The following is a 21,739-nucleotide window of genomic DNA, read 5'->3' as shown; positions in this document are numbered from 1 at the left end:
CCATGACATTAGAGAACAGAATCGAAGCTTTCGTGAAGTTAGGGAAACAACTGCAGGACATGACGCCTGATGAGCGCAAAGCCCTGTCTTTTGTTGCACAAGCTAAAAACCCTTGGTTCGACGAGGCCAGCGTTTCTGCCGCTCTTCAGGGTGTTATCACCCTGCTCAATGAGCAATACCTCCGTGAATGGCTTTACCCTTACCACCTCAAACAGGTTACACCTAAAAAGGTTGGCGTAGTGATGGCCGGCAATATCCCGATGGTCGGTTTCCACGATTTTATGTCGGTGCTGCTGAGCGGTCACTTCCTGCTGGCCAAGCTGAGCTCCGACGACGATGTACTGATGCGCCGCCTTGCCAGTATGCTGGTAGGTATAGAACCAGCCTTTGCTAACCAGTTTGAATTCGTAGATATGCTCAAAGAGGCCGATGCCATTATCGCAACTGGCTCTGACAATACGGCTCGCTACTTCGAGTACTACTTTGCCAAGCGTCCGCACATCATCCGTAAGAACCGCACCAGCATTGGCGTGCTGACAGGCCACGAAGAGGAAGAAGACCTGCGAGCGCTGGGCAACGATATTTTCCAGTATTACGGGCTGGGCTGCCGCAACGTCTCCAAGGTATACGTACCTGAGGGCTATACCTTCGACAAACTGTATGAGGCTAACGAGCACCACAAAACCATTCTGGACCACCACAAATACCAGAACAACTACGACTACAACAAGTCGATCCTGCTTGTAAACCGTGTGCCGCACTTCGACAATGGCTTCCTACTGGTGCAGCCAAGTGAGCAACTGGTATCCCCTATTTCAGTTCTGTTTTACGAGACCTTTACTTCCCTGCCTGACCTGCGTCACAAATTGGCTGCAGTAAAGGAAAAGACACAGTGCGTCGTTTCCGCGCATGGCTGGCTTGAGGGCAGCATCCCTTTCGGCGATGCCCAATGCCCAATGCCTTGGGACTATGCTGATGGCGTAGATACGATGGCGTTTTTGCAGAAGTTGTAGGGTATAGCATTAGGCTCTTAAAATCGGCTTCTTCCTAGAACCAAAATAATAGTGTGGCATGTTTTCTAGTTATACACCTGCCAACACTAAATTTTGATAACTATGAAGAGGACCGAGAAGAGAGCCAGTCTAATTGAGAAGGAGCGCATTCCGATGCTCCATTTCGGCCAGGAGGATGTGCTGAAGGACCCCACTGCCCGTAGTATACGCAACTACGAGGCAAATCGCGCCACCATTCTGGGTAACGCCTACCACAACAAAGCGATTATTACCTTTTGTACGGAGGATGGCGATATGAAACGCGTAGAGACCACTGTCTGGTGCTATGACGATAAGTTTGTGCTGCTGAAATCGGGAACGTTTCTGCCGCTAAAATCCATCCTTAAGATTGAGAACAGCTAATGGCATATCCACTTACTCACCTGACTTACTGCTTTACCTGTAAACGAAATCCATTAAAAGCGTAACAGCCCGCACACGAAGATAAGACTCCGCTGCGGGCTGTTTTATTTCTATTATTATACCTAGCTGGGCTATATCCTATCCAGCACTTTCACAATCAGGCTATCGATCACCTCTTCGGCATTGGTAGCGAACTCCTGCGAAATGCGGTTAGCCACGATAGCATTGAGTGAAAGCATTTCGTGACCCAACAGACGGCCCATGGCGTAGTAGCCGGCTGTCTCCATTTCAAAGTTGGTGATACGGAAGTCGCATACCTTGAAATCCTGGTAAACCTTCAGCAGGTCAGGGTTGCGCAGTCCACCACGTAACACACGTCCCTGTGGCGCATAGAAACCTGGACAGGTTAGCGTATTTCCCGGAATCATATCGAACGCAATCTTCTCGATCAGACTCTTAGAGCCATTTACGCAGTAAGGTCGGAAACCTACACCTAATTGCTCCTGCAACGCTTTGGTAATGCTTTGCTCATTTTCGTCCTGCTCCAGCGGGTAGAACTCCATCAGTGAATCCAGGCCAATGCCATGTTGCGAGGCAAGATGGCTGCCCAGCGGAATATCAGACTGCAAAGAACCGGAAGTGCCAATGCGAACGATCTTCAACGATATTTTCTCCTCATTCGGCTCACGTGACTGAAAATCGATGTTCACCAGCGCATCCAACTCATTCATCAGGATATCAATGTTATCAGTACCCATACCTGTTGAGATGACCGTAATGCGCTTGCCTTTGTAGTAGCCGGTGTGGGTCACAAACTCACGCTTGGTGATCTGCACCTCAATCTCGTCGAAATACTTACTTACCATCGCTACACGATCCGGATCTCCAACCGTAATAATGGTATCTGAGATATGCTCCGGCTGCAGGTTGAGGTGGTAGATCGTGCCGTTCTTATTGATGATCAGTTCTGATTCTGGAATTGCCATAGGTTTTGGTTTTAGCATAGTAAATACTGCTTCTGGACGAAAGACTATTTGCCAATGGACAAAAGATGGAAAAACCACTAACCAGCGATTTAACGAAAGTCCTTTGTCTTTTGATCAAGCTATGCTTTGTCAAGTAATTAAATAGGGGAATTATAAACAAAGAAAAGCGTGGCTGTAGGGCGCACGCTTTTCTGAGCTTTAGAGAATACTTATTAAGATACGTTAGAAGTCTTGCGACGGTTGAATCCTTTTAGTGGATTGTAGCCATTCAGGTTCTTCTGGTAATAGCCTGTGCCGTCGTATGGGCGCTTCTCAGGGTGTTCTTTGCACTCCGTTGAGCAGGCGCCTTCCAGTTCCCAGCCACACTTCTCACAGATCGGCACATGCAGGTTGCACACCGGGTTGGCGCAGTTCACCATGCGGTCTTCCACAGTGCCACATACATGGCATTTGGAGATCACCGTAGGGTTTACAGAGTTCACATCCACTGCCACACGGTTGTCGAATACATAGCATTTGCCTTCGAAATCCTCGCCGCCAGCCTCTTTGCCATACTTGATAATACCGCCATGCAGCTGGTACACGTCTTCAAAGCCCTGCTCCAGTAAGAAGGCACTGGCTTTTTCACACTTAATGCCGCCTGTACAGTAGGTCAGGATTTTCTTGCCTTTCAGCTCCTCTTTCAGGGCGTCGATCTTCTCCGGAAACTCACGGAAGTTCTCGATGTCCAGCGTCACGGCGTTTTTGAAGCGACCTACACTGTACTCATAATCTGAGCGCATGTCCATCACTACCACATCGTCGCGGTCTTTCATTTCCTTGAATTCTTTCGGCTCCAGGTGTATACCAGTGCGCACGTTCGGGTCGATGTGTAGCAGGCCAGAGTGCACGATCTCAGCTTTGGTGCGCACATGAAGTTTTGCAAAGGCGTGCTTGTCTGATTCGTCTACTTTAAAGTCGACTTTAGCGAAGCGAGAATCGGCTTTCACGATCTCCATATACTTCTCGCAGTCTTCTTTCAGACCCGACACGGTACCGTTCAGTCCTTCCTTAGAGATGATGATACGGCCGAGCAGATTCAGCTCGAGACAAAGTAAATGGTGCTCCTCCCGAAACCCCTCAGGATCTGCTATCGGTGCGTAGCAGTAGTACAGTAATATGCTGTATGGCTTGTTCATAACTGCTTAGTTTCAGCTAAGTGTTAAAATTTGATTGTTAATTGTTTGCCCCTGCGGGGCTATTGTTAAATTGTTAAACCTGGGTACTGAGGATTAATTTGGAGGGCCACTAACTGCAAGCTAACAAGATTAATTTCTGGAAATTCAGAAACCAATCTCTCCCCCACTCAATCACTCATTCAAAAATCCAAAGGTACAACCTGCTGCTATACCTAAAAATGACCTATGTCAGTTTTGAAACAGCAGATACAGGCAGAAAAGTTTATTTCACCGGAGCCGCTGGGTTGCCGAATACAGTCGCTTTAGCAGGTACGTTAGCTACCACTACCGAGCCTGCACCTACGCGGGCGTTCTTGCCGATCTTCACGCCTGACACGATCACTGCACCTGTACCAATGAAGGCACCGTCTTCTATTATCACTTCGGAATTGATGACAGCACCTGCACCAATCTGCACGTTATCACCAATCTCGGCTTTGGTATCAACCAGCGCACGGGATTCGATCACGTTGTAGTTGCCGATCTTCGCATTGTTATTCACGATGGCACCCGCCCCGATCATGTTGCCGTGGCCCAACCAGGCAAATTCCGATACAGCGCTGAACTTATGAATCGCATTCACAGGTACCACTTTGTACTCGTCTTTCAGCATCTTGATGAGGCCTTTGCGGGCGGCGGAATCCTCCACGGCCACAAATACGTCGCATTTTTTGCCGATCAGTTTCAGGAATTCACTGTCTTCCGTGCTGCTCATCACCGACACGTTGTTCAGCTCCTGCTGCTGCAGTTCCTTGCTGTCGTCGAGGAAGCAGTAAACTACCACATTGTTGCTGTTGAATATATCGAGAGCTGCTGTACCCAATTTTTGGGCACCAAGTATAATTACAGGATTTTGCATAGCCTATTTCAAATAAGGTGCAAAGGTACAAAGAATAGTGCTAATCTGCTGCGATTTGTGCAGGCTCGTCTTCTTCCTGCTCACGCTTACGAACAGGCAAAAGGTAGCGGAGCAGGTCGCTATTGGTTTTACAGAGTAGCAGCAGGTAGACCACAAAGGGCAGCACAACCACTCTATACCTGTTGAGCGTACCCAGGTTTGGCATACTGTACGCCAGCAAAACGCCCATCACAAATACATAAACGAGCACCGCCGTGAGCAAGTAACCATAGCGCCACTTCACACGTCCCGCCTCGAACAAGTCGCGGACAAAACCAAAGGCCAGCAATAGCAACAATGTATTTTCAAGAGCAGCCGCAAAAGTGCGCACGTTATATACCTCCCAGATAAAGGGCCGGAACAACATGCCGATAAAAGCCAACTGTGAGTGCAGCGCAAAGCTCAGATAGGTAGGCTCCAAAAACGGGAAATCGATACGGGGTTTGCCCTGCGAGGCCAGCAGGCTGACCTGGTAATTGCCATAAACCACATCCGGAAGGCCTTCCAGGTTCAGATTCGGATTTAGCTGCGTACCCAGCCAGGCTATACCTGAGAACAGCAACAGCAAGGCAAGTCCCTTAATAAGCCAGTGGATGTGGGCCAGTTTCGGGTTATAGAAGATCAGTTTCAGAAGCAGCGCTAAAGCCACCGTCAGCGCAAGGGCCACTGCTATAAAGTATTTCACGAGCCAGATCAGGTATAGCCCCAGTAAGGCCAGCAAAAGGTATAGCACCGGTTTGCGTTTCAGCTTTCCGAACAGCAGGTATAGACTGCTACCCAGCAACAGCCCCATTCCTCCCATCAGCACACTTTCTTTAAGTACACCCGAGGACCAGTAAACCACTGAAGGGAATACCAGAAAGGCCACTATTGCAGGTATAGCGGTTGTTGGGAAATACCGTGCCAGCGCATTTACAAAAAACCAAAGTCCGGCAAAGCTGAACAGGGACAGGTATAGCGAGCTTAGATAATAGTTGTCATTCGTCAGTAGCATGGGTATGCTCAGCAGCCGGGGCATGTTCCAGGCACTCTCGTAGAAAGGCCGCTGCAATCCCTCCAGTGGCGTGCCGCTCGGGTCGTTGGAGAAAAGGTAATGCAGGTAGGTGCCTATACCTTGCTCGTGTGCCAGGTCAGTCATCATGAGGGCCCGCTTATAGTAGAGCTGTGTATCGCCTTTATCGAACACATAAAAACTCAATACCCCGATCAGCAGCCCGCAGGCAAGCTTGAGCAGCAGCGTAGGAAAAAAATAAGGACGCAATCCGATGTTCCAGTTCTGTTTCCAGAGCCACCAAATTAGCCCAGCCAGCACCAGCAGGTTCAGGCCGTAAATAAGTATACTCACGTAGTTGGTAGATTTTGCTTCATAATCTTATTGCCAATGGCGCAGCGCAGGCAGTTGACAGGCTGGCAGTAGCGTTTGTAGAGTCCGAGGGCAGCCTGGTTATCAGCAGCCGAAGCAGCTTTCCAGCCCAGCTCCTCGTACTGCCGTGTGATACGGTTGCTGGCTTCTTTCACCTTTTCAAGCAGGTCCACCGCTTTATCGAGGTGCTCCAGTTGATCGGTATGCACGGCATAGGCTGCTAACAAAGGTGCTGCCACATTGATGGTCAGATTCTGGGCACTCGATTTGCCCAGTTGCACCTGCACCGCCTTTGACTCCGCTCCAAAGGTATAATGTTTTTGCCAATAAGCCGATACCGGCGCTTGCCACAGCGCATCGTATCTCTTGACTTCCTCAGTTCGGATGATCGTGGAAAACAGACTTTTGTGTTTGTGAAGCAATGCAGCCAGTTGTGCCAGTCGCACGGTCGGGAAATTAGCAGGGCGCATGCGCAGGAAGTTCCAGTGATGGCGTGGCATGGCCAGTTCTTGCAGGTTATACTTTCGGCTGAGGTATGTGTGTTCTTTGGCTAATATGATGCTGTACTCGTCTGTTGGTTCCTCCAAAAAACCAGCCTGCCCGAACAGCAGTGCCTCCAGTTGAAATAAATTATGCTGATGTTTGCGCACCACCTGAATAGGTAGTGCGCGTGCCAATCTTTCAAAAGGATCCTGATTGATTTTAAAGCCAAAGGCCTTGCACAGCACCTGAAAAGCGGTGGCTTCCCAGTCATTGCCAAGCTGCTGGTATACCTGCAGCACCTCCTCCCCTTTTAGCTCCAGCCGCTCGGTGAGAGCACGACCCAGCATCATGGTTTTGGTGATGTCCGGCACATGCGGCCAAAAGCCGGCACAAGGTATAGCATAAGGTGCACGACGCAGCTGCTCGTAGGTTTGCAGCATGGATGTGTTCACGCGGTCTTTCAGCTCGAGCGTAGGTATAAAAGTGCCATCGGTGCGACGCACAGCTTCGTCGGCCTCCCACACCACATGCAGCACCACTTGGTTGTACTTGAAGTCGAGCTGGTGCTGATGTCGACGCCAGTCCGAGCCCCGCAGGTGAATCTCCACACTCCCCGACCACTCTACTTCCCCTACTCTGATAATCGCCTCCTTAAAATCAGGACCTGCATCGGTATTATACATCCCCACCCGCAACACCTGCACCGGCTCCCCCTCTACCGTCAATAGATCAGATTTGTCCAAATATTGGTGCTGCCAGATGTAGTGCAGGAACTCTTCTTTCATGCGCCTTGGTTGTGAGTTGGTTATGTACTACGGAGGAAGGATTTGGGAGTTTACTCCTAAACTTTCATATCTTTGCAGCCTTAAAATTAAACGATTATGATTTCAGTTGACGCGGTGAGCGTGGAGTTCAATGGGGCGGCCCTATTCAGCAATGTTTCTTTTAACATTAACGAAAACGACCGCATTGCCCTCATGGGGAAAAACGGAGCAGGCAAGTCTACCCTGCTCAAAATTATAGCGGGCGCCAGCAAGCCTACCCGTGGCAAGGTGTCGGCTCCCAAGGATGCCGTGATTGCCTACCTGCCGCAGCACCTGCTCACCGATGACAACTGCACCGTGTTCGAGGAGGCCTCCAAGGCATTTGCCAAGGTGCTCGACATGAAGAAGCAGATGGACGAGCTGAACGCACAACTAGAAACCCGCACCGACTACGACTCAGATGAATACTACAAGATCATCGAGCAGGTATCGGAATTGGGCGAAAAATACTACTCTATCGAAGAGATCAACTTTGACGCGGAGGTAGAAGTTACGCTGAAAGGCTTGGGTTTTACCCGCGAAGATTTCACCCGCTCTACCAATGAGTTCAGCGGTGGCTGGCGCATGCGCATCGAGCTGGCCAAGATCTTGCTCCAAAAGCCGGACCTGATCCTGCTCGACGAACCAACCAACCACCTCGACATTGAGTCGATTCAGTGGCTCGAGGATTTCTTGGTGAACAACGCCAAGGCCGTGATCGTGATCTCGCACGACAAGACCTTTGTAGACAACATCACTAACCGTACCATCGAAGTGACGATGGGCCGTATTTACGATTACAAGGTTACGTACAGCCAATACCTGCAGCTGCGCAAAGAGCGCCGTGAGCAGCAGCAAAAACAGTTCGAGGACCAGCAGAAAGAAATCGCCGATATCCAGACCTTTATCGACCGCTTCAAGGGCACTTACTCCAAAACCCTTCAGGTACAGTCGCGCGTGAAGATGCTCGAGAAAATGGAGATCGTGGAAGTAGACGAAGTGGATACCTCTGCTTTGAATGTCAAATTTCCGCCAGCGCCGCGCTCGGGCAATTACCCTGTTATTGTGGAGGAGCTCACCAAAAAGTACGGTGACTACACCGTCTTCAAAGACGCTTCCGTGACCATCAACCGTGGCGAGAAAGTGGCTTTTGTGGGTAAGAACGGTGAGGGTAAGTCTACGCTGGTGAAAGCCATCATGGGCGAGATCGATTTTGAAGGAAAGCTGCAACTGGGCCACAACTGTATGATCGGTTACTTTGCCCAGAACCAGGCCGCCTTGCTCGACGGCGAACTGACTGTTTTCCAGACCATCGACGAGATTGCCGTGGGCGATGCCCGCACGCGTGTGAAGGACTTGTTGGGTGCCTTTATGTTCAGCGGTGATACGATCGAGAAGAAAGTGAAAGTACTTTCCGGTGGTGAGAAGACCCGTCTGGCTATGATCAAGCTGTTGTTGCAGCCAGTTAACCTGCTTATTCTGGACGAACCGACCAACCACCTTGACATCAAAACGAAGGATATCCTGAAAGACGCCCTCAAGGCATTCGACGGCACGATCATCCTTGTATCGCACGACCGTGACTTCCTCGATGGACTAGCCGACAAAGTGTTTGAGTTTGGCAACAAGCGGGTTCGTGAGCACTTCGAAGACATCAACAGCTTCCTGCGAAACAAGAAAATGGAAAACCTGCGGGAGATTGAGAGAAAAGCAGTCTAGTTTTACAATGGATCTTAATCTGTAAGACATACCATTAATATAATAACCAGAAGAGCCAATGCATATAGCATTGGCTCTTCTGGTTTAAGTAGCACCATATTGCTGCAGGTATAGCAAGAAATACCCAACTCTGGGTATTTCTTGTCATAGCTGTCCGTCCTACTTTTGCAGGTATTTTCTTATTATCGCTTTCTATTTTTATAACAGATCATACGCTTTGCCCTACTCATCTTACATGGGGAAGCAGTATATCCTAACCATTCACCCAGAGATGTTCAAAAAACTACCCCTTTATCTAGCGTCATTTATGATTGCTGCCCTTACTTTTTCCTGCGATGTACTCGATAAGGATAAGGAAGACGATCCAGCTCCAGACGGCATTAGCGAGAGCCTGCACTTCAGCTTCAAGACCCCGGATTGGTCCCGTCACATAGACTGCACCCACCTGGACCTGCCCTCTAATAGCTTAGATAAGCAGAATTATTATGTTTCTGCTACCTCTCAGTCCACCAACAATACCTTTTTCCTTTCTTTCCCGAGAGACAGTTCCGCTATGGTCAACCCGAGCAACCTGAAGCGATATGCGATAGCCGAATATACAGACAATGACGGACCGTTCCAGTTTTCGCTTAAACTCCCTGTCAAAGAAGGAAGTACAGCACGGATGGTAAGCAAAGGAGGACTTTCAGAAGTGTCTTACAATGAAATCACGGCTATCAAATACATTGGCCGAGAAGGTAGTTCAGCAGTGTTCACTATCAAGGGCAAGTATGCTATGACAGCCTACGAGATCAACAACAGCGCTAATGAAAAACCAGTAACGGGCACTTTTCATTTTAAAGTGAAGACGACTAACAAATAGATTGTCCCTTGTCATACCTCATTGCAAAAGAAGCCCTGGTCAGTAGCCAGGGCTTCTTTTGTATTTCTCCATACCTTGTGATACCTTATAAAAATAAATGGCTTGTATCAGGTACTTGATACCCCATACCTACCAACTATTACTTTGCTTAGTACAGGCGCTTCTCGTAGCTTTCTTTTAGTACTGTTTTGATGTGCTCTTCGCTATAAGCAGGCTTCTTGATATGATCGGCCAGGATAGCGGCAGGACGGGGTAGGGTATTCTGCGCTGGCCATTGCTCGGGCTGCCAAAGGCCTGAACGTTTAAACGCTTTAGCACAATGAATGTAGCATTCTTCTACTTCCACTCCTATACCCACAACTGGCACTTTGCCTTGCGTCGCAAGCTGTACCATAATAGCTTCGTCTCTGATCACGTACGCCTTGCCATTAACACGAAGCGTTTCCTCTAATCCTGGAATGATAAAGATCAGGCCGACCTTCGGGTTCTCCAGAATATTCCGAAGCGTGTCGCATCGTTTATTGCCGGGTCGCTCAGGTATAACCAATCGCTTCTCATCCAGCGCCAACACAAAGCCGGCCGCATCTCCACGAGGGGACACATCGCAGTTACCGGCGGCGTCACTTGTACTTACGAACAGCATAGAGGCCTTCGATATAAAGTCACGGCAATGCGTATCCAGGTAGTCGATCGACTTGTTATTAACCAGCTCGCTCGGTTTGCCCAGCAAAGCCTGTAAATCTTCTACAGTACTGATAATCTCTGAAAACCCCTTGTTCATGCTATTGCCTTTTTGTCTATACCTACCACAATATAACACATAAACGCCATACCTGCATGCTTAGCTTAGGTATGGCGTTTATGTAATTTTAAAAAAATTGACGCTGTAATTCTACAAATGTGTTACATACTGCTCTAAGTACTGCTCCATCTCCTTCTGCACTTCCAAGGCAGCTTCTCTAGCACGGTCAGCAAAATCACGGCCGGAGGAGGCGTATATGATCGAGCGGGAAGAATTGACTAACAGGCCACATTGCTGGTTCATGCCCAGGCGGGAAATTTCTTCGAGGCTACCACCTTGCGCACCCACACCGGGCACCAGCAGGAAGTGGTTCGGTACGATGGCACGCACTCGTTCTATGTACTCGCCTTGTGTAGCACCTACCACGTACATCATCTGACCCACACTGGCCCAGTTGGCGCTCTCGCGCAGCACCTGCTCAAAGAGATACTCTTCATTACCATCCGACAGTTTAAGCATCTGAAAGTCCTTACTGCCTGGGTTAGACGTTAGGGCTAGTAAAATCACCCAGCGGCCCGGCTGCACCAGGAAAGGCTTTACCGAGTCAGAACCCATGTAAGGAGCCACTGTCACAGCATTGAAGTTCATCGTCTCAAAGAAGGCTCTGGCGTATAGTTCCGAGGTATTGCCAATGTCGCCACGCTTGGCGTCCGCTATGGTAAAGATCTCTTCAGGTATAACTCCCAACGTCTTCTCCAGACTCACCCATCCCTTAGGGCCTTGCGCTTCATAAAAAGCGATGTTTGGTTTATAAGCAACGCACAGGTCAGCAGTGGCTTCCACGATCTGACGGTTAAACTCAAACACCGGGTCTTTGTGGTCGAGCAAGTGCTCAGGCAGGCGCTTCGGGTCGGTGTCTAGGCCAATGCACAGGTATGATTTTTTCTGGAGGATCTGCTCAAACAGCTTTTCTCTGGTCATAATAGGTATAGGAGCTAAAGTTCAGGTATAGCAAAGCTAGTTTATTTAAGGGCAGCTACAAATTTTTTATACCTGCACAGGCCACTAATTGATCGTGTTACGTCAGATCTGCCAGAGCTTGCAACCCTATCAGCACAAAAGGGATCGAGATAGTAAACAGCACCTTAAACCAAAAAACTATGATACGACACCTGTGCACCCTCGCCTTAATTCTTCTGATTGCCACCGGATGCTCTAAAGAGGACTCCGAACCTCCGGCACAGGAGCGCCCTGCTCCCATTGTACGCGTAGAGGCTCCTGCAACCGCACAAGTAGGTGAAACCGTGACTGTTGATGTTCACTTCCAAGTTAGTGGCGGTTGCGGTCAGTTCGGCTCTTTTAATGTCAGCACTTCTGGTAAGGAAACAGTCATAAGAGTAGTGGCGAAGTATCAAGGGAATATCTGCACAGACGATCTGCCTATCCGTATGGCTCCTTATACCTTTCGCCCGACCGAAGCAGGCATCTATACCTTGAAGTTCCGCTCCACCTCTCAAGTGGGGTTTATTGTTGCAACGATAGACGTCGGGGACTTTTAAATCAATTACAAAAAAAGAGCTGCCCTAACAGAGCAGCTCTTTTTTTGTATCATAAATTGGTTGGGTTATCGTAAATCCACCACCTGCACGCCTTTATATTTGGCTTTATTAAAGCTGAAGGCGTCGGAAGCCAAGGCAGGGTTTGCCTGGAAATTCTTGATGGTATAGGTATAGCGGTTGCCATTATTACGGAACATCTGCCAGCTCTTTAATGACTTATCTTTCTGGCTGATGTATAAGCGTACTTTAAAGATCGGGTTGCTACGGTCTTCCGGCGCCAATTCGATTACGTCAAAGGTCTCAGCTCCTTGCTTCTCAGTACCGGCATAAGCATACTTGTAGCCTTTCTTATACATATCGAAGATCTTGCTTGGTGCCATGGCCTCTGCTTCGGCGTCAGTTTCCGTGATGGTCACTTCATTCACCTCTTTCAGGTAGGTCCACATTAGTTTACCATCGCTGATGATCTCCTGTCCGCTTACGGCTAGTCTGTATTTCGGACCGCTTACCAAAATATCTCCTTCCATCGTTTCTTTTACTTTGGCAGAAGGGTTCTCCAGTGTCTGTGCAAAAGTAGCTTTGAAAGCTTTCATACTTCTGTACTTCTGGCTCATCTGGTCCAGTATCTTGCCTGCCTTCGGATCCTGCTGCGCATTCGCCAGGTTCACAAACATAAATACTGCCAGCAAAAGGGATAATACTCTTTTCATGATGTTATTTGAGTGTCGTGTTTTATTCTTTCCTACAGCGTATTCAATAACTGTTCCAAACTGTACTCGTCTGGAATTAAAACTTCGCGGGCCTTACTTCCTTCAAACGGACCCACTATACCTGCGGCCTCTAACTGATCGATTAGGCGGCCGGCACGATTGTAGCCCAGCTTGAGGCGACGCTGCAATAAGGATGTACTACCCTGCTGATGCTGCACGATGATGCGGGCGGCTTCTTCGAACATCGGGTCCTTGGAGCTTGAGTCGAAGTCTGCTTTTTCAGAGCCGCTCTCGTCACCCACAAACTCTGGCAACAGGTAGGCATCATTATACCCCTGTTGCTCCCCGATAAAGTCACAAATACGATCCACTTCCGGCGTGTCCACAAAGGCGCACTGAATACGAATCATGTCCGAGCCAATGGAGAAGAGCATGTCACCCTGGCCGATCAGCTGGTCAGCGCCACCGGCATCCAGGATGGTGCGGGAGTCGATCTTGGAGGTTACTTTAAATGAAATACGTGCCGGGAAGTTAGCCTTGATGATACCAGTAATTACGTTTACGGATGGTCGCTGTGTGGCTACTACCAAGTGTATACCAATGGCACGGGCCAGCTGTGCCAGACGGGCAATCGGCGTTTCCACCTCTTTACCAGCTGTCATCATCAAGTCAGCCAACTCGTCAATCACCAGCACGATGTAGGGCATAAACTTGTGGCCCTTTTTGGGGTTCAATTTACGCTCCACAAACTTCTTATTGTACTCTTTCAGGTTACGGCAGCCAGCGTCCTTCAGCAGGTCGTAGCGCATGTCCATCTCCATACAGAGGGAGTTGAGCGTGTTCACCACCTTTTTAGTGTCAGTGATGATCGCTTCCTCTGTGTCCGGCAGCTTGGCCAGGAAGTGGCGCTCGATCTTGTTGAACAGGGAGAGTTCTACCTTTTTGGGGTCAACAAGAACAAACTTGAGTTGCGAAGGGTGTCGCTTGTAAAGCAGCGAGGTCAGGATGGCGTTGAGACCAACCGACTTACCCTGACCCGTGGCACCTGCCATTAGCAAGTGTGGCATTTTAGCTAGGTCCGTGATGAATACTTCGTTGGTGATTGTCTTACCGAAGGCGATCGGCAAGTCCATCTCACTCTTCATGAACTTCTCTGTAGACAGAATCGACTTGATCGACACCATCTCCTTCTTCGTGTTCGGTACTTCTATACCTATCGTTCCCTTGCCAGGTATAGGCGCAATGATACGTATACCTAAGGCCGCTAAGCTCAGGGCAATGTCATCTTCCAGGTTCTTTATCTTGGAGATACGCACACCGGCATCCGGTACAATTTCATAGAGCGTAACAGTCGGACCGATGGTCGCTTTGATACTCGCTATACCTATGTTGTAGTGACCGAGTGTGGCCACGATCTTGTCTTTATTAGCCTCGAGTTCTTCCTTCGTCACTGACACTTTCGTGGTGCCGTAGTCGTTGAGCAGGTCGATAGTCGGATACTGGTAACGGGCGAGGTCCAGCGTCGGGTCGTAGTTTTCGGTGGCCAGCACATCGGCAGCCTCCTCTTCCGGTGTCTTTTCGATCTGCAGATCCAGAAGCTCTTCCTCTTCGCCCTCAGCCGTGTCAAACTCGTCGTAAGCCAATTCCTCTTCCAACTCGGTTTCAATATCAAGTTCCAGCGTAGGCGTTGGTGCAGGTGCAGCAGGCTTTGGTGGCTCTGGTTTGAGTGAACTCAATTCCATTTCGAGGGCACGGTTGATTGCTTCCTCCTCCTCTTCATCGAATTCTATCTCCTCTTCTTCCTCGGCATCCAGTGAAGCAGTTGGGTCGGCGTTGTGGTTGATGTTACGGGCAGAGCCATGTACCACATCACGCAGCGACGAAGCACTTCCTCTGTCGATCGCCACTTCACCCTCTTCGTCCTCAGTAGTTGGTTTGCTCCAGTTGATGCTCGTGATGTTAAAGAAGAAGACCAGGAAAATCAGTAGCAGGAAGCCCAGCAGCAAACCACTACCCCAGCCAATCAGGCTACTCAGCCAAATGGCAGTTTCTATACCTATACCTCCGCCCATGAAGCCGTATTCACCTACCGTACCTGTTGTGAGCACAATATACCCCAAGGTCAGGCTCAGCCACAGCATACTGAATGTACACAGCCCGAGCACATACGACATAGAAACAGTTTTCCAGCGGAACACAATGCGACTACCAGCGAAGAAAGAGATCGGTATCAGGAAAAAGGCGCCAAGGCCCAGTAGTTCATAAATAAAGTAATGCGACACCCAGGCGCCAAACAGGCCCAGCCAGTTCTCCGCTTCCTGCCCTGACTCTTTCAGCCCCGTGCCTTGTACAGACTCCACCACACTCTGGTCAGCAGCCCCTGTGAACAGGTAGGACACAAAGGCGATGGTCATAAAAAAGGAGATCAGCAGTAAAGAGAAGCCAATGAACAGCTTGAAGCGGCGATCCGACAAAAAAGCAGGCGCTTTCAGGTTCAACCTGAAAGACGGCATTTTGAAAAATGGTTTTTTAGCTTTCTTCTGTTTGGGCTTTTCACTGGTAGAGGCGCTGCCGCGTGGTTCATTACGTCCACGCACCTCATTCCTCGCCCTTCCCGTGCTCACCGCATCGTTTCTGTAAGTGTTCTTTGCCATACCCTTCGACTAATTAAGATTTCAAATTTACATTTTTTCGGCACACGCCGCTCAGCAAATCCGAAGGCTTTTCAGGAAATGTGCTAAAAAGTTGAGTTGGGGAGATTAGGAGTTAAAAAGTTAGAAAATTTGGAAGTTAGAAAGTGGAAGATTGTATAAGACCAAGTAATCCTGTCCGAATTGTGCATAGGTGTTTGTCTGAATCTATACATAGGGCCCCTACCCCAAGGATTTGCAGGATTTAAGGATTTTCAGGATTCCTGTACACGATTAACCCACCCCTACCTCTCTCAACAGTAGGGCCGGTGCATTCTGCAAAACTTGTTCAATAATTACTGTTATTCTGTTAAGAAACTTGGTAGTATGGGTGATAAGCCGATGTTACTTGCGGAGATGGGGCCCCTCTTTACCAAGATCCCTACGGGATGACAAAAAAAGCAGAATGAAACGGCCTTACTTTCAAGAGGGGAATTACGGCCTTTAACATTTGGAAAGTATAAGCCTTGTAAATTCTGTAACTGCACACCACTGGCAGGTATAGCAAGACTAACTCGCACGCAAGCAATAAAACAGACTCAGGTACCAAGTGCGCCCAAATGACTATCCACTGTTTGAGCGTTCAGCGAGTTTGGATAGTCTTGACTTTTTTGCCTACTTTTTGTGTCAAGACAAAAAGTAGGGCCCGCCCGGGCAGGGCATACGGTGCCCGCCGCACAGGCGAAGCTATGAAATAAGGCAAGTTGCTAAAAGAACAGCCGTCACTACGCCAGTTGCAAATCAGCCGAATGCGCTATAACCAACCCTTACTTCCCCAGCAAGCTCTTATTAATCCCAGCAACCAGCGCAGGGCCTTCATAAATAAACCCGGTATACAACTGTACCAAATCAGCACCGGCATCGAGTTTCTCCTGCGCATCCTCCGCCGTCATAATACCACCTACACCAATAATTTTGATATGCGCTGGCAGGTGCTGGCGCAGGTAACGGATAATCTTGGTAGCATGTTTGGTGAGCGGTTTGCCACTCAATCCGCCGGCTCCGATTTCTGAAACCTGGGCAGAAGAAGTGTGTAGCCCATCGCGGCTGATAGTTGTGTTCGTAGCAATAATACCACTTAGCTTGGCTGCTATTGCAATCTCGATTATATCATTTAACTGAGCTTCGTTCAAATCCGGGGCGATCTTCAAAAGCAGGGGTTTGGCCTTTGGCATGGAGTTGTTCAACTCCTGCAGCGCCATCAGCAGTTGCTGCAGCGGTTCTTTTTCCTGCAAAGCACGCAGGTCGGGGGTATTCGGCGAACTCACATTTACAACAAAATAATCAACCACATCATACAGCGCCTTGAAGCAGTAAAGGTAGTCGTTGAGCGCCTCCTCGTTAGGAGTCACTTTGTTTTTGCCGATGTTGCCGCCTACAATGATGTTGCTTTTGCGCTTCCGCAAACGCTCCACGGCTGCCTCTACGCCCTCGTTGTTGAAGCCCATGCGGTTGATGATGGCCTGATCTTCCGGCAGACGGAAAAGGCGCGGCTTCGGATTGCCCTCCTGTGGTTTCGGGGTGAGTGTTCCGATCTCGATGAAGCCGAAACCCAACTCAGCCAGCTCGTCTACCAATTTGGCATCCTTATCAAAGCCTGCGGCCAACCCCACCGGGTTAGGGAATTTCAAGCCGAAGAGTTCCCGCTCCAGTCGCTTGTCTTCGACCCGGAACATGCTGCGGCTGACACTCTTGGTGAATGGCAAACTAAAAGCAGTTCTTAATGCGTCGGTGGTGAGATAGTGAACTTTCTCTGGGTCTAATTTGAAAAGCAGCGGACGAAGGAGGCTCTTATACACGGCAGCGGGTTTGAGTTTGGTTTGCTGTCCGCAAAGATATGTGTTGTGTGTTTATTTTGAGACTTTTCGGGGAGCAAATCTACCCCCAGACCTAAGGTTTATCAAACACTGGACGGCCTGCCGCATCATATTCCAGCACCCAGTCTTTGCCATGACTGCTGATCATTGCTCCGCTCCGCACTTCTATCTCCTCTCTTCTATACCTTCTAAAGTTGTTTTGAGACAAGGACCTGTAGTAGGTGTCTTCGAACATAAACATTCCTTTAAACGGATTAACGGCGTTGTCATAATTATCAAACTTTTCGACAATCACGTACAGTACAAACCCGTCATCATCCAGAATACGGCGCGTCTCCACTCTCTCCAGATTGCCCGAAGCATCAAAAAAGAAGTCTTTGGCAATGTCTCTATTCACCACTAATTCTACCTCGTCTCTATAAATGGAGAAGCCTTCTATCTTATTTAACTTTCCATCTGTATGGTAGATATAAGATAAAGAATCATACATCCTGCGGTTTTCAGCTTTGTAGATAAGGTAAGCTGGCTGATCGTGATTTTTCAGGCCATACAACCACTCTTCCTGTAAAACGCCCCAGTCCTCCATGCTGCTTTTGTTGGCGATTCTTATAATATTGTCTCCGTAGCTCACTTCATCAATAACAGCTGGTTGTTCCTGACATGAGCCATTCACTATACACTCGGGAACACCTGTCCTCTTATTTACTTTCCCATTTTTATATTCAAGGGTGTAGGTACCCAAATGCGTGTAGAAAGCTCCGCGCTTCGGATGCACCATATATTTGGTCGCATACGAATTGATCAGCACTGCAGGGGCTGGCGTATCTTTGCCATCGCTACAGCTGAAGAGTATCATGGCGCATAGGCAGCAGAGAATAAGTTGTTTCATACTAATGCAGGGCGGGTTTACTTTGTTTAGACTCTGCAAGTTAGCCTGTGTTATGGCTAAAAAAAACCCCGATCTTTACCATTTTGCTGATAGAGATCGGGGCATGGTTTAAATGAAATGGGCTTCTACTTCTCAGACGTCCACTGCTCGAAGTTGGGGAAGTATTTAGCCTTCCAGAAGGTATAGCGCGGAATAATAGCCGAGTTGAGGCGACGCTTAAAATCTGTGAAATCCTTCTTTTCGGCAGGCGACCACAGTACTTCGCTCAGGGCGGTCATGCGCGGGAAAACCATGTACTCTACTTTGGCTTCGCTGCCGATGTATTCCGTCCATAAGTTGGCCTGCGCCCCGATAATATAGTGGTCCAGTTTGCGCTCGCGCAATGCCGCAGGTATAGGTTCAAAATTATACACGGCATCCAGCGGATTGTAGCCATGTATGGCCAGGCTATCATTCGGGTCTTTGGACTGGTAGTGGTCGAAGTACAGCGGCTTGCCTGGCGCCATGATCACCTGGTGCCCACGTGTGGCGGCTGCTATACCTTCCTTCTCCCCTCCCCAGTTCATAATCAGTGTCGACGTGCTTAGGTCGCCCTCCAGAATCTCGTGCCAGCCAATCACTTTTTTGCCTTTAGCTGCCAGGTAACTCGCCACTTGCTCCACGTAGTAAGTCTGCAGGCCTTTCTCGTCTTTCAGGTTGTGGTCTTTGATGAATTGCTGCGACACGGGGTCTTCTTTCCACCATTTTTTACTGGTCTCGTCGCCGCCCAGGTGGAAGTATTCATACGGGAACAGGTCAGCTACTTCCTGAAATACCGTTTCCAGGAACTGAAATGTGGCTGGGTTTGGCTGCAGCACATTGTTCTGGCGGTTGTACATACCCCATGTGGTGGCTACATTCCAGGTAGTGTCGGGCCGGGTGCTCAGCTCTGGGTAGGCGGCAATGGTCGCGCGGCTGTGACCCGGTATATCGATTTCAGGGATGATGTTGATGCCTCGCACAGAAGCGTAGTTGATTACTTCGAGTATTTCGTCTTTGGTATAGTAGCCACCGTAACGGGTGCCGTCATACCTGGCCGGTTCGTCTTTGAAGTGCCCGATCAGGGTTTCCTTGCGCCACGAGGCTACCGTGTTCAGCTTCGGGTAAGACTCGATCTCGATGCGCCAGCCCTGGTCGTCGGTCAGGTGCCAGTGAAAGGTATTGAACTTATGGAAAGCCAGGTAGTCGATATACTTTTTAATGAACTCCACGGGGAACATGTGTCGCACCACGTCCAGGTGCATGCCGCGATAGGCAAAACGCGGATAGTCCTTGATGCGCACATCATCAATTTTGGCCTCCCTTACCTGCTTGATAGGGAACAGTTGCAGCAAGGTCTGAATGCCATATACCATACCGCCTGTGTCCTTGGCGCGAATGGTTACGTCCTTACCCGACACGGTTAAGGTATACATCTCGGCTTTGTCGATGGTCTTGGTATCGAAAACGAGTCGGATGTGATGACTGGCTTTGGGCTTCGTGGCAGTGCTCGGGTATACCTGTAGGTTCAGGCCAGTCTGCGCCGCCAGCATTTCCTGCAGAAACTCGGCCTGCGCTCCGTACTGTTTGTCGAATACGATCTGGGCTTTCCCGTCGATGGTCACATGCCCTCTCGCCTCCTTGATCACCTCCACAGGTCGAGGCGTAATATCATCCACGGACTGAGCGGCGGTGAGAAAAGGTATAGCTAAAGAAAGCAGAGCAATGGTGAATATCCGGTGAAAGGTAGAAAACATGTGGGTGTTTTGAGATTGTGTTGCTTTTTGACTTTTGGAAAAACGCTTGGTTTAATGGGTTTGGTATTGAATTAGTCAACTCAATGGTTAGGGTTACAGTTGAGATAAGGGCCAGTAGGTATAGCGTGAGCGCCCTCGCTCGTGCTGGTTACAAAGGAGCCCTCGGGTCTGCGCCCGGAACAGGCTAGTCCAGTCACGAGTTATCCCAGCTTAGCATAGGGGCCAGAGGCCCCTCCATAGTAAATCACGAGCGAGGACGCTCGCGCTATGTCTATCCCTACAAGCCAAAACTTCTCAAACTCTTTAACTCCTAAACCCTCAAACTTCTTCTAGCTCCTCGGATGGTAATCCTTAATCACTTGCTTCAGGTAGTCGCGGTCGAGGTGGGTGTAGATCTCGGTGGTAGTGATGGACTCGTGACCCAGCATCTCCTGCACGGCACGTAGGTCGGCGCCGCCTTCGATCAGGTGCGTGGCAAAGGAGTGGCGGAAGGTATGGGGACTCACCGTCTTCTGTATACCTGCTTTGGCAGCCAAGTCTTTGATGATCGTGAACACCATCACCCGGGTCAGTTTGGCGCCACGGCGGTTGAGAAACACAAAGTCTTCGTGTCCTTTCTTGATGTTGAGGTGGCAACGCACGCCTTCCCGGTAGAGTTGTATGTGCTTGAGCGCATCACGCCCAATCGGCACCAAGCGCTCCTTGTCGCCCTTACCGGCCACTTTCAGGAAACCCATGTCTTCGTACAGATTGCTCAATTTCAATTCCAGCAACTCTGACACACGCAGCCCGGAGCTGTAAAGTGTCTCCAGCATGGCACGGTTGCGGGTCCCTTCTGGCGTAGAAAGGTCGATGGCGGCCAGCAACTGCTCTATTTCATGGAAGTGTAGCGTATCCGGCAATTTGCGACTCAGCTTCGGGGCTTCGATGGTCTCAGTCGGGTCGGCGGTGAGCATATCTTCCATAATCAGGAACTTGTAGAAAGCCCGTATACCTGACAGTGTGCGTGCCTGCGAATGCGGTGTCATGCCCAACTCAGCTACCCACTCCAGAAATTCCCGTAGTATAGGCGGGGTCATCTGCTCCGGCTGCACGTTTATACCTTTGATCTCCAGAAAATCAGTCAGTTTGCGGATATCGCGCAAGTAGGCTTCCACGGAGTTACCGGAAAGGGACTTTTCGAGACGCAGGTATTGCTCGAACTGGGTAATGCAGATGGACCACTTCATAAGGTAGAATTTGGGCAAAAGAGGAGCTGACAAAACTTTCTTTTGTCAAAAAAATCAAAGCAAAGATAGTTAATACTTAAATTGCATCCGCTTAATTGAGCTGAAATCACAAAACACCCCTAAACTATGAAAATCCTCATCCTGAACGGCCCTAATCTCAACCTGCTCGGTATTCGCGAGAAGTCTGTCTACGGCTCAGAGTCATTCGAATCATACTTTGAAGAGCTGAAGGAAGCGTTTCCAGCCATGGAGTTATCCTATTTTCAGTCAAACACCGAAGGGGTACTGATCGACAAGCTGCATGAGGTGGGTTTCAGCTACAAAGGCATCGTGTTTAACGGTGGCGCCTATACCCATACCTCGGTTGCCCTCTCTGACGCCATCAAGGCCATCGAAACGCCTGTGATCGAGGTGCACATCTCCAATGTATACGCCCGTGATGCCTTCCGTCACAAAAGCATGCTGGCTCCTTTCTGCAAAGGGGTAATCACAGGTTTCGGGATGGAGAGCTACCGGCTGGCACTGCAGTACTTCGAGCGCATGAAGCCGAAGCAGATCGGTTTTGGATCCAAAAAATAGCGT

19 protein-coding genes are annotated in these 21,739 nt (G+C 49.3%); 6 read left to right on the top strand and 13 right to left on the bottom strand.

What is annotated here, in order from left to right; genetic code table 11:
• The first annotated feature begins 2 nt into the window (after positions 1-2).
• Both Q1A54_RS04600 and Q1A54_RS04595 read left to right on the top strand, forming a co-directional pair.
• Positions 3-1,013: an acyl-CoA reductase gene (locus Q1A54_RS04600; RefSeq protein WP_299985382.1), complete on the top strand. Its 1,011-nt coding sequence runs from the start codon at positions 3-5 to the stop codon at positions 1,011-1,013.
• Between the two features lie 102 nt (positions 1,014-1,115).
• Positions 1,116-1,415, top strand: a complete 300-nt coding sequence (locus tag Q1A54_RS04595; protein ID WP_299985381.1) for a hypothetical protein — start codon at positions 1,116-1,118, stop codon at positions 1,413-1,415.
• A gap of 131 nt (positions 1,416-1,546) precedes the next feature.
• On the opposite strand, the gene Q1A54_RS04590 is transcribed toward Q1A54_RS04595, so the two are convergent.
• The 5 genes from Q1A54_RS04590 to Q1A54_RS04570 all read right to left on the bottom strand — a co-directional run bounded on the left by Q1A54_RS04590 (position 1,547) and on the right by Q1A54_RS04570 (position 7,147).
• Positions 1,547-2,401, bottom strand: coding sequence for a nucleoside phosphorylase (locus Q1A54_RS04590; RefSeq protein ID WP_299985380.1), 855 nt, complete (start codon positions 2,399-2,401; stop codon positions 1,547-1,549).
• 212 nt (positions 2,402-2,613) lie between these two features.
• Entirely contained in the window at positions 2,614-3,579 is a 966-nt protein-coding gene (locus Q1A54_RS04585; protein ID WP_299985379.1) for a rhodanese-related sulfurtransferase, read from the bottom strand.
• 262 nt (positions 3,580-3,841) lie between these two features.
• Entirely contained in the window at positions 3,842-4,477 is a 636-nt protein-coding gene (locus Q1A54_RS04580; protein WP_299985378.1) for a NeuD/PglB/VioB family sugar acetyltransferase, read from the bottom strand.
• Between the two features lie 40 nt (positions 4,478-4,517).
• Positions 4,518-5,861: a hypothetical protein gene (locus Q1A54_RS04575; protein ID WP_299985377.1), complete on the bottom strand. Its 1,344-nt coding sequence runs from the start codon at positions 5,859-5,861 to the stop codon at positions 4,518-4,520.
• Complete coding sequence (locus tag Q1A54_RS04570; RefSeq protein WP_299985376.1) at positions 5,858-7,147, bottom strand: DUF2851 family protein; 1,290 nt, start codon at positions 7,145-7,147, stop codon at positions 5,858-5,860. The genes Q1A54_RS04575 and Q1A54_RS04570 overlap by 4 nt, the downstream gene beginning before the upstream one ends.
• A 96-nt stretch (positions 7,148-7,243) precedes the next feature.
• On the opposite strand from Q1A54_RS04570, the gene Q1A54_RS04565 reads away from it, so the two are divergent.
• Entirely contained in the window at positions 7,244-8,884 is a 1,641-nt protein-coding gene (locus tag Q1A54_RS04565; RefSeq protein WP_299985375.1) for an ABC-F family ATP-binding cassette domain-containing protein, read from the top strand.
• 307 nt (positions 8,885-9,191) lie between these two features.
• Complete coding sequence (locus tag Q1A54_RS04560; RefSeq protein WP_299985374.1) at positions 9,192-9,746, top strand: hypothetical protein; 555 nt, start codon at positions 9,192-9,194, stop codon at positions 9,744-9,746.
• Between the two features lie 148 nt (positions 9,747-9,894).
• Here the strand turns inward: Q1A54_RS04560 and Q1A54_RS04555 are convergent, their stop codons facing one another.
• Both Q1A54_RS04555 and pyrF read right to left on the bottom strand, forming a co-directional pair.
• Complete coding sequence (locus Q1A54_RS04555) at positions 9,895-10,527, bottom strand: pyridoxamine 5'-phosphate oxidase family protein (protein ID WP_299985373.1); 633 nt, start codon at positions 10,525-10,527, stop codon at positions 9,895-9,897.
• A gap of 111 nt (positions 10,528-10,638) precedes the next feature.
• Positions 10,639-11,469: an orotidine-5'-phosphate decarboxylase gene (pyrF, locus tag Q1A54_RS04550; RefSeq protein ID WP_299985372.1), complete on the bottom strand. Its 831-nt coding sequence runs from the start codon at positions 11,467-11,469 to the stop codon at positions 10,639-10,641.
• A gap of 179 nt (positions 11,470-11,648) precedes the next feature.
• Here pyrF and Q1A54_RS04545 point away from each other — a divergent pair, with 179 nt between their 5' ends.
• Positions 11,649-12,047 (top strand): hypothetical protein, encoded by a 399-nt coding sequence (locus Q1A54_RS04545; protein WP_299985371.1) that lies wholly within the window; start codon positions 11,649-11,651, stop codon positions 12,045-12,047.
• 65 nt (positions 12,048-12,112) lie between these two features.
• On the opposite strand, the gene Q1A54_RS04540 is transcribed toward Q1A54_RS04545, so the two are convergent.
• The 6 genes from Q1A54_RS04540 to xerD all read right to left on the bottom strand — a co-directional run bounded on the left by Q1A54_RS04540 (position 12,113) and on the right by xerD (position 21,157).
• Complete coding sequence (locus Q1A54_RS04540) at positions 12,113-12,757, bottom strand: outer membrane lipoprotein carrier protein LolA (protein ID WP_299985370.1); 645 nt, start codon at positions 12,755-12,757, stop codon at positions 12,113-12,115.
• A gap of 32 nt (positions 12,758-12,789) precedes the next feature.
• Positions 12,790-15,411 (bottom strand): DNA translocase FtsK, encoded by a 2,622-nt coding sequence (locus Q1A54_RS04535; protein ID WP_299985369.1) that lies wholly within the window; start codon positions 15,409-15,411, stop codon positions 12,790-12,792.
• 803 nt (positions 15,412-16,214) lie between these two features.
• Entirely contained in the window at positions 16,215-17,246 is a 1,032-nt protein-coding gene (locus Q1A54_RS04530) for a quinone-dependent dihydroorotate dehydrogenase (RefSeq protein ID WP_299985368.1), read from the bottom strand.
• Positions 17,247-17,337: 91 nt separating this feature from the next.
• Entirely contained in the window at positions 17,338-18,153 is an 816-nt protein-coding gene (locus Q1A54_RS04525; RefSeq protein WP_299985367.1) for a hypothetical protein, read from the bottom strand.
• Between the two features lie 125 nt (positions 18,154-18,278).
• Positions 18,279-19,928 (bottom strand): beta-N-acetylhexosaminidase, encoded by a 1,650-nt coding sequence (locus Q1A54_RS04520; protein WP_299985366.1) that lies wholly within the window; start codon positions 19,926-19,928, stop codon positions 18,279-18,281.
• A gap of 329 nt (positions 19,929-20,257) precedes the next feature.
• On the bottom strand, positions 20,258-21,157 hold the full coding sequence (gene xerD, locus Q1A54_RS04515) for a site-specific tyrosine recombinase XerD (protein WP_196114513.1): 900 nt from the start codon (positions 21,155-21,157) through the stop codon (positions 20,258-20,260).
• Positions 21,158-21,283: 126 nt separating this feature from the next.
• On the opposite strand from xerD, the gene aroQ reads away from it, so the two are divergent.
• Positions 21,284-21,736, top strand: a complete 453-nt coding sequence (gene aroQ / locus Q1A54_RS04510; protein ID WP_007658113.1) for a type II 3-dehydroquinate dehydratase — start codon at positions 21,284-21,286, stop codon at positions 21,734-21,736.
• Positions 21,737-21,739 lie beyond the last annotated feature (3 nt).

It is taken from the genome of uncultured Pontibacter sp. (assembly GCF_947502515.1).
Taxonomy (GTDB): domain Bacteria; phylum Bacteroidota; class Bacteroidia; order Cytophagales; family Hymenobacteraceae; genus Pontibacter.
Note: the sequence above shows the minus strand (reverse complement) of the source record. Positions and strands in the feature narration are given on the sequence as shown.

Bases quoted from the DNA above. Each gene is read 5' to 3' on its own strand.
- pyrF (WP_299985372.1), bottom strand. From the start codon at position 11,469: ATGACCAGAGAAAAGCTGTTTGAGCAGATCCTCCAGAAAAAATCATAC.
- Q1A54_RS04540 (WP_299985370.1), bottom strand. From the start codon at position 12,757: ATGAAAAGAGTATTATCCCTTTTGCTGGCAGTATTTATGTTTGTGAAC.
- Q1A54_RS04555 (WP_299985373.1), bottom strand. From the start codon at position 10,527: ATGAACAAGGGGTTTTCAGAGATTATCAGTACTGTAGAAGATTTACAG.
- Q1A54_RS04520 (WP_299985366.1), bottom strand. From the start codon at position 19,928: ATGTTTTCTACCTTTCACCGGATATTCACCATTGCTCTGCTTTCTTTA.
- Q1A54_RS04590 (WP_299985380.1), bottom strand. From the start codon at position 2,401: ATGGCAATTCCAGAATCAGAACTGATCATCAATAAGAACGGCACGATC.
- Q1A54_RS04595 (WP_299985381.1), top strand. From the start codon at position 1,116: ATGAAGAGGACCGAGAAGAGAGCCAGTCTAATTGAGAAGGAGCGCATT.
- Q1A54_RS04545 (WP_299985371.1), top strand. From the start codon at position 11,649: ATGATACGACACCTGTGCACCCTCGCCTTAATTCTTCTGATTGCCACC.
- aroQ (WP_007658113.1), top strand. From the start codon at position 21,284: ATGAAAATCCTCATCCTGAACGGCCCTAATCTCAACCTGCTCGGTATT.
- Q1A54_RS04600 (WP_299985382.1), top strand. From the start codon at position 3: ATGACATTAGAGAACAGAATCGAAGCTTTCGTGAAGTTAGGGAAACAA.
- Q1A54_RS04560 (WP_299985374.1), top strand. From the start codon at position 9,192: ATGATTGCTGCCCTTACTTTTTCCTGCGATGTACTCGATAAGGATAAG.
- Q1A54_RS04565 (WP_299985375.1), top strand. From the start codon at position 7,244: ATGATTTCAGTTGACGCGGTGAGCGTGGAGTTCAATGGGGCGGCCCTA.
- Q1A54_RS04580 (WP_299985378.1), bottom strand. From the start codon at position 4,477: ATGCAAAATCCTGTAATTATACTTGGTGCCCAAAAATTGGGTACAGCA.
- Q1A54_RS04535 (WP_299985369.1), bottom strand. From the start codon at position 15,411: ATGGCAAAGAACACTTACAGAAACGATGCGGTGAGCACGGGAAGGGCG.
- xerD (WP_196114513.1), bottom strand. From the start codon at position 21,157: ATGAAGTGGTCCATCTGCATTACCCAGTTCGAGCAATACCTGCGTCTC.
- Q1A54_RS04570 (WP_299985376.1), bottom strand. From the start codon at position 7,147: ATGAAAGAAGAGTTCCTGCACTACATCTGGCAGCACCAATATTTGGAC.
- Q1A54_RS04585 (WP_299985379.1), bottom strand. From the start codon at position 3,579: ATGAACAAGCCATACAGCATATTACTGTACTACTGCTACGCACCGATA.
- Q1A54_RS04525 (WP_299985367.1), bottom strand. From the start codon at position 18,153: ATGAAACAACTTATTCTCTGCTGCCTATGCGCCATGATACTCTTCAGC.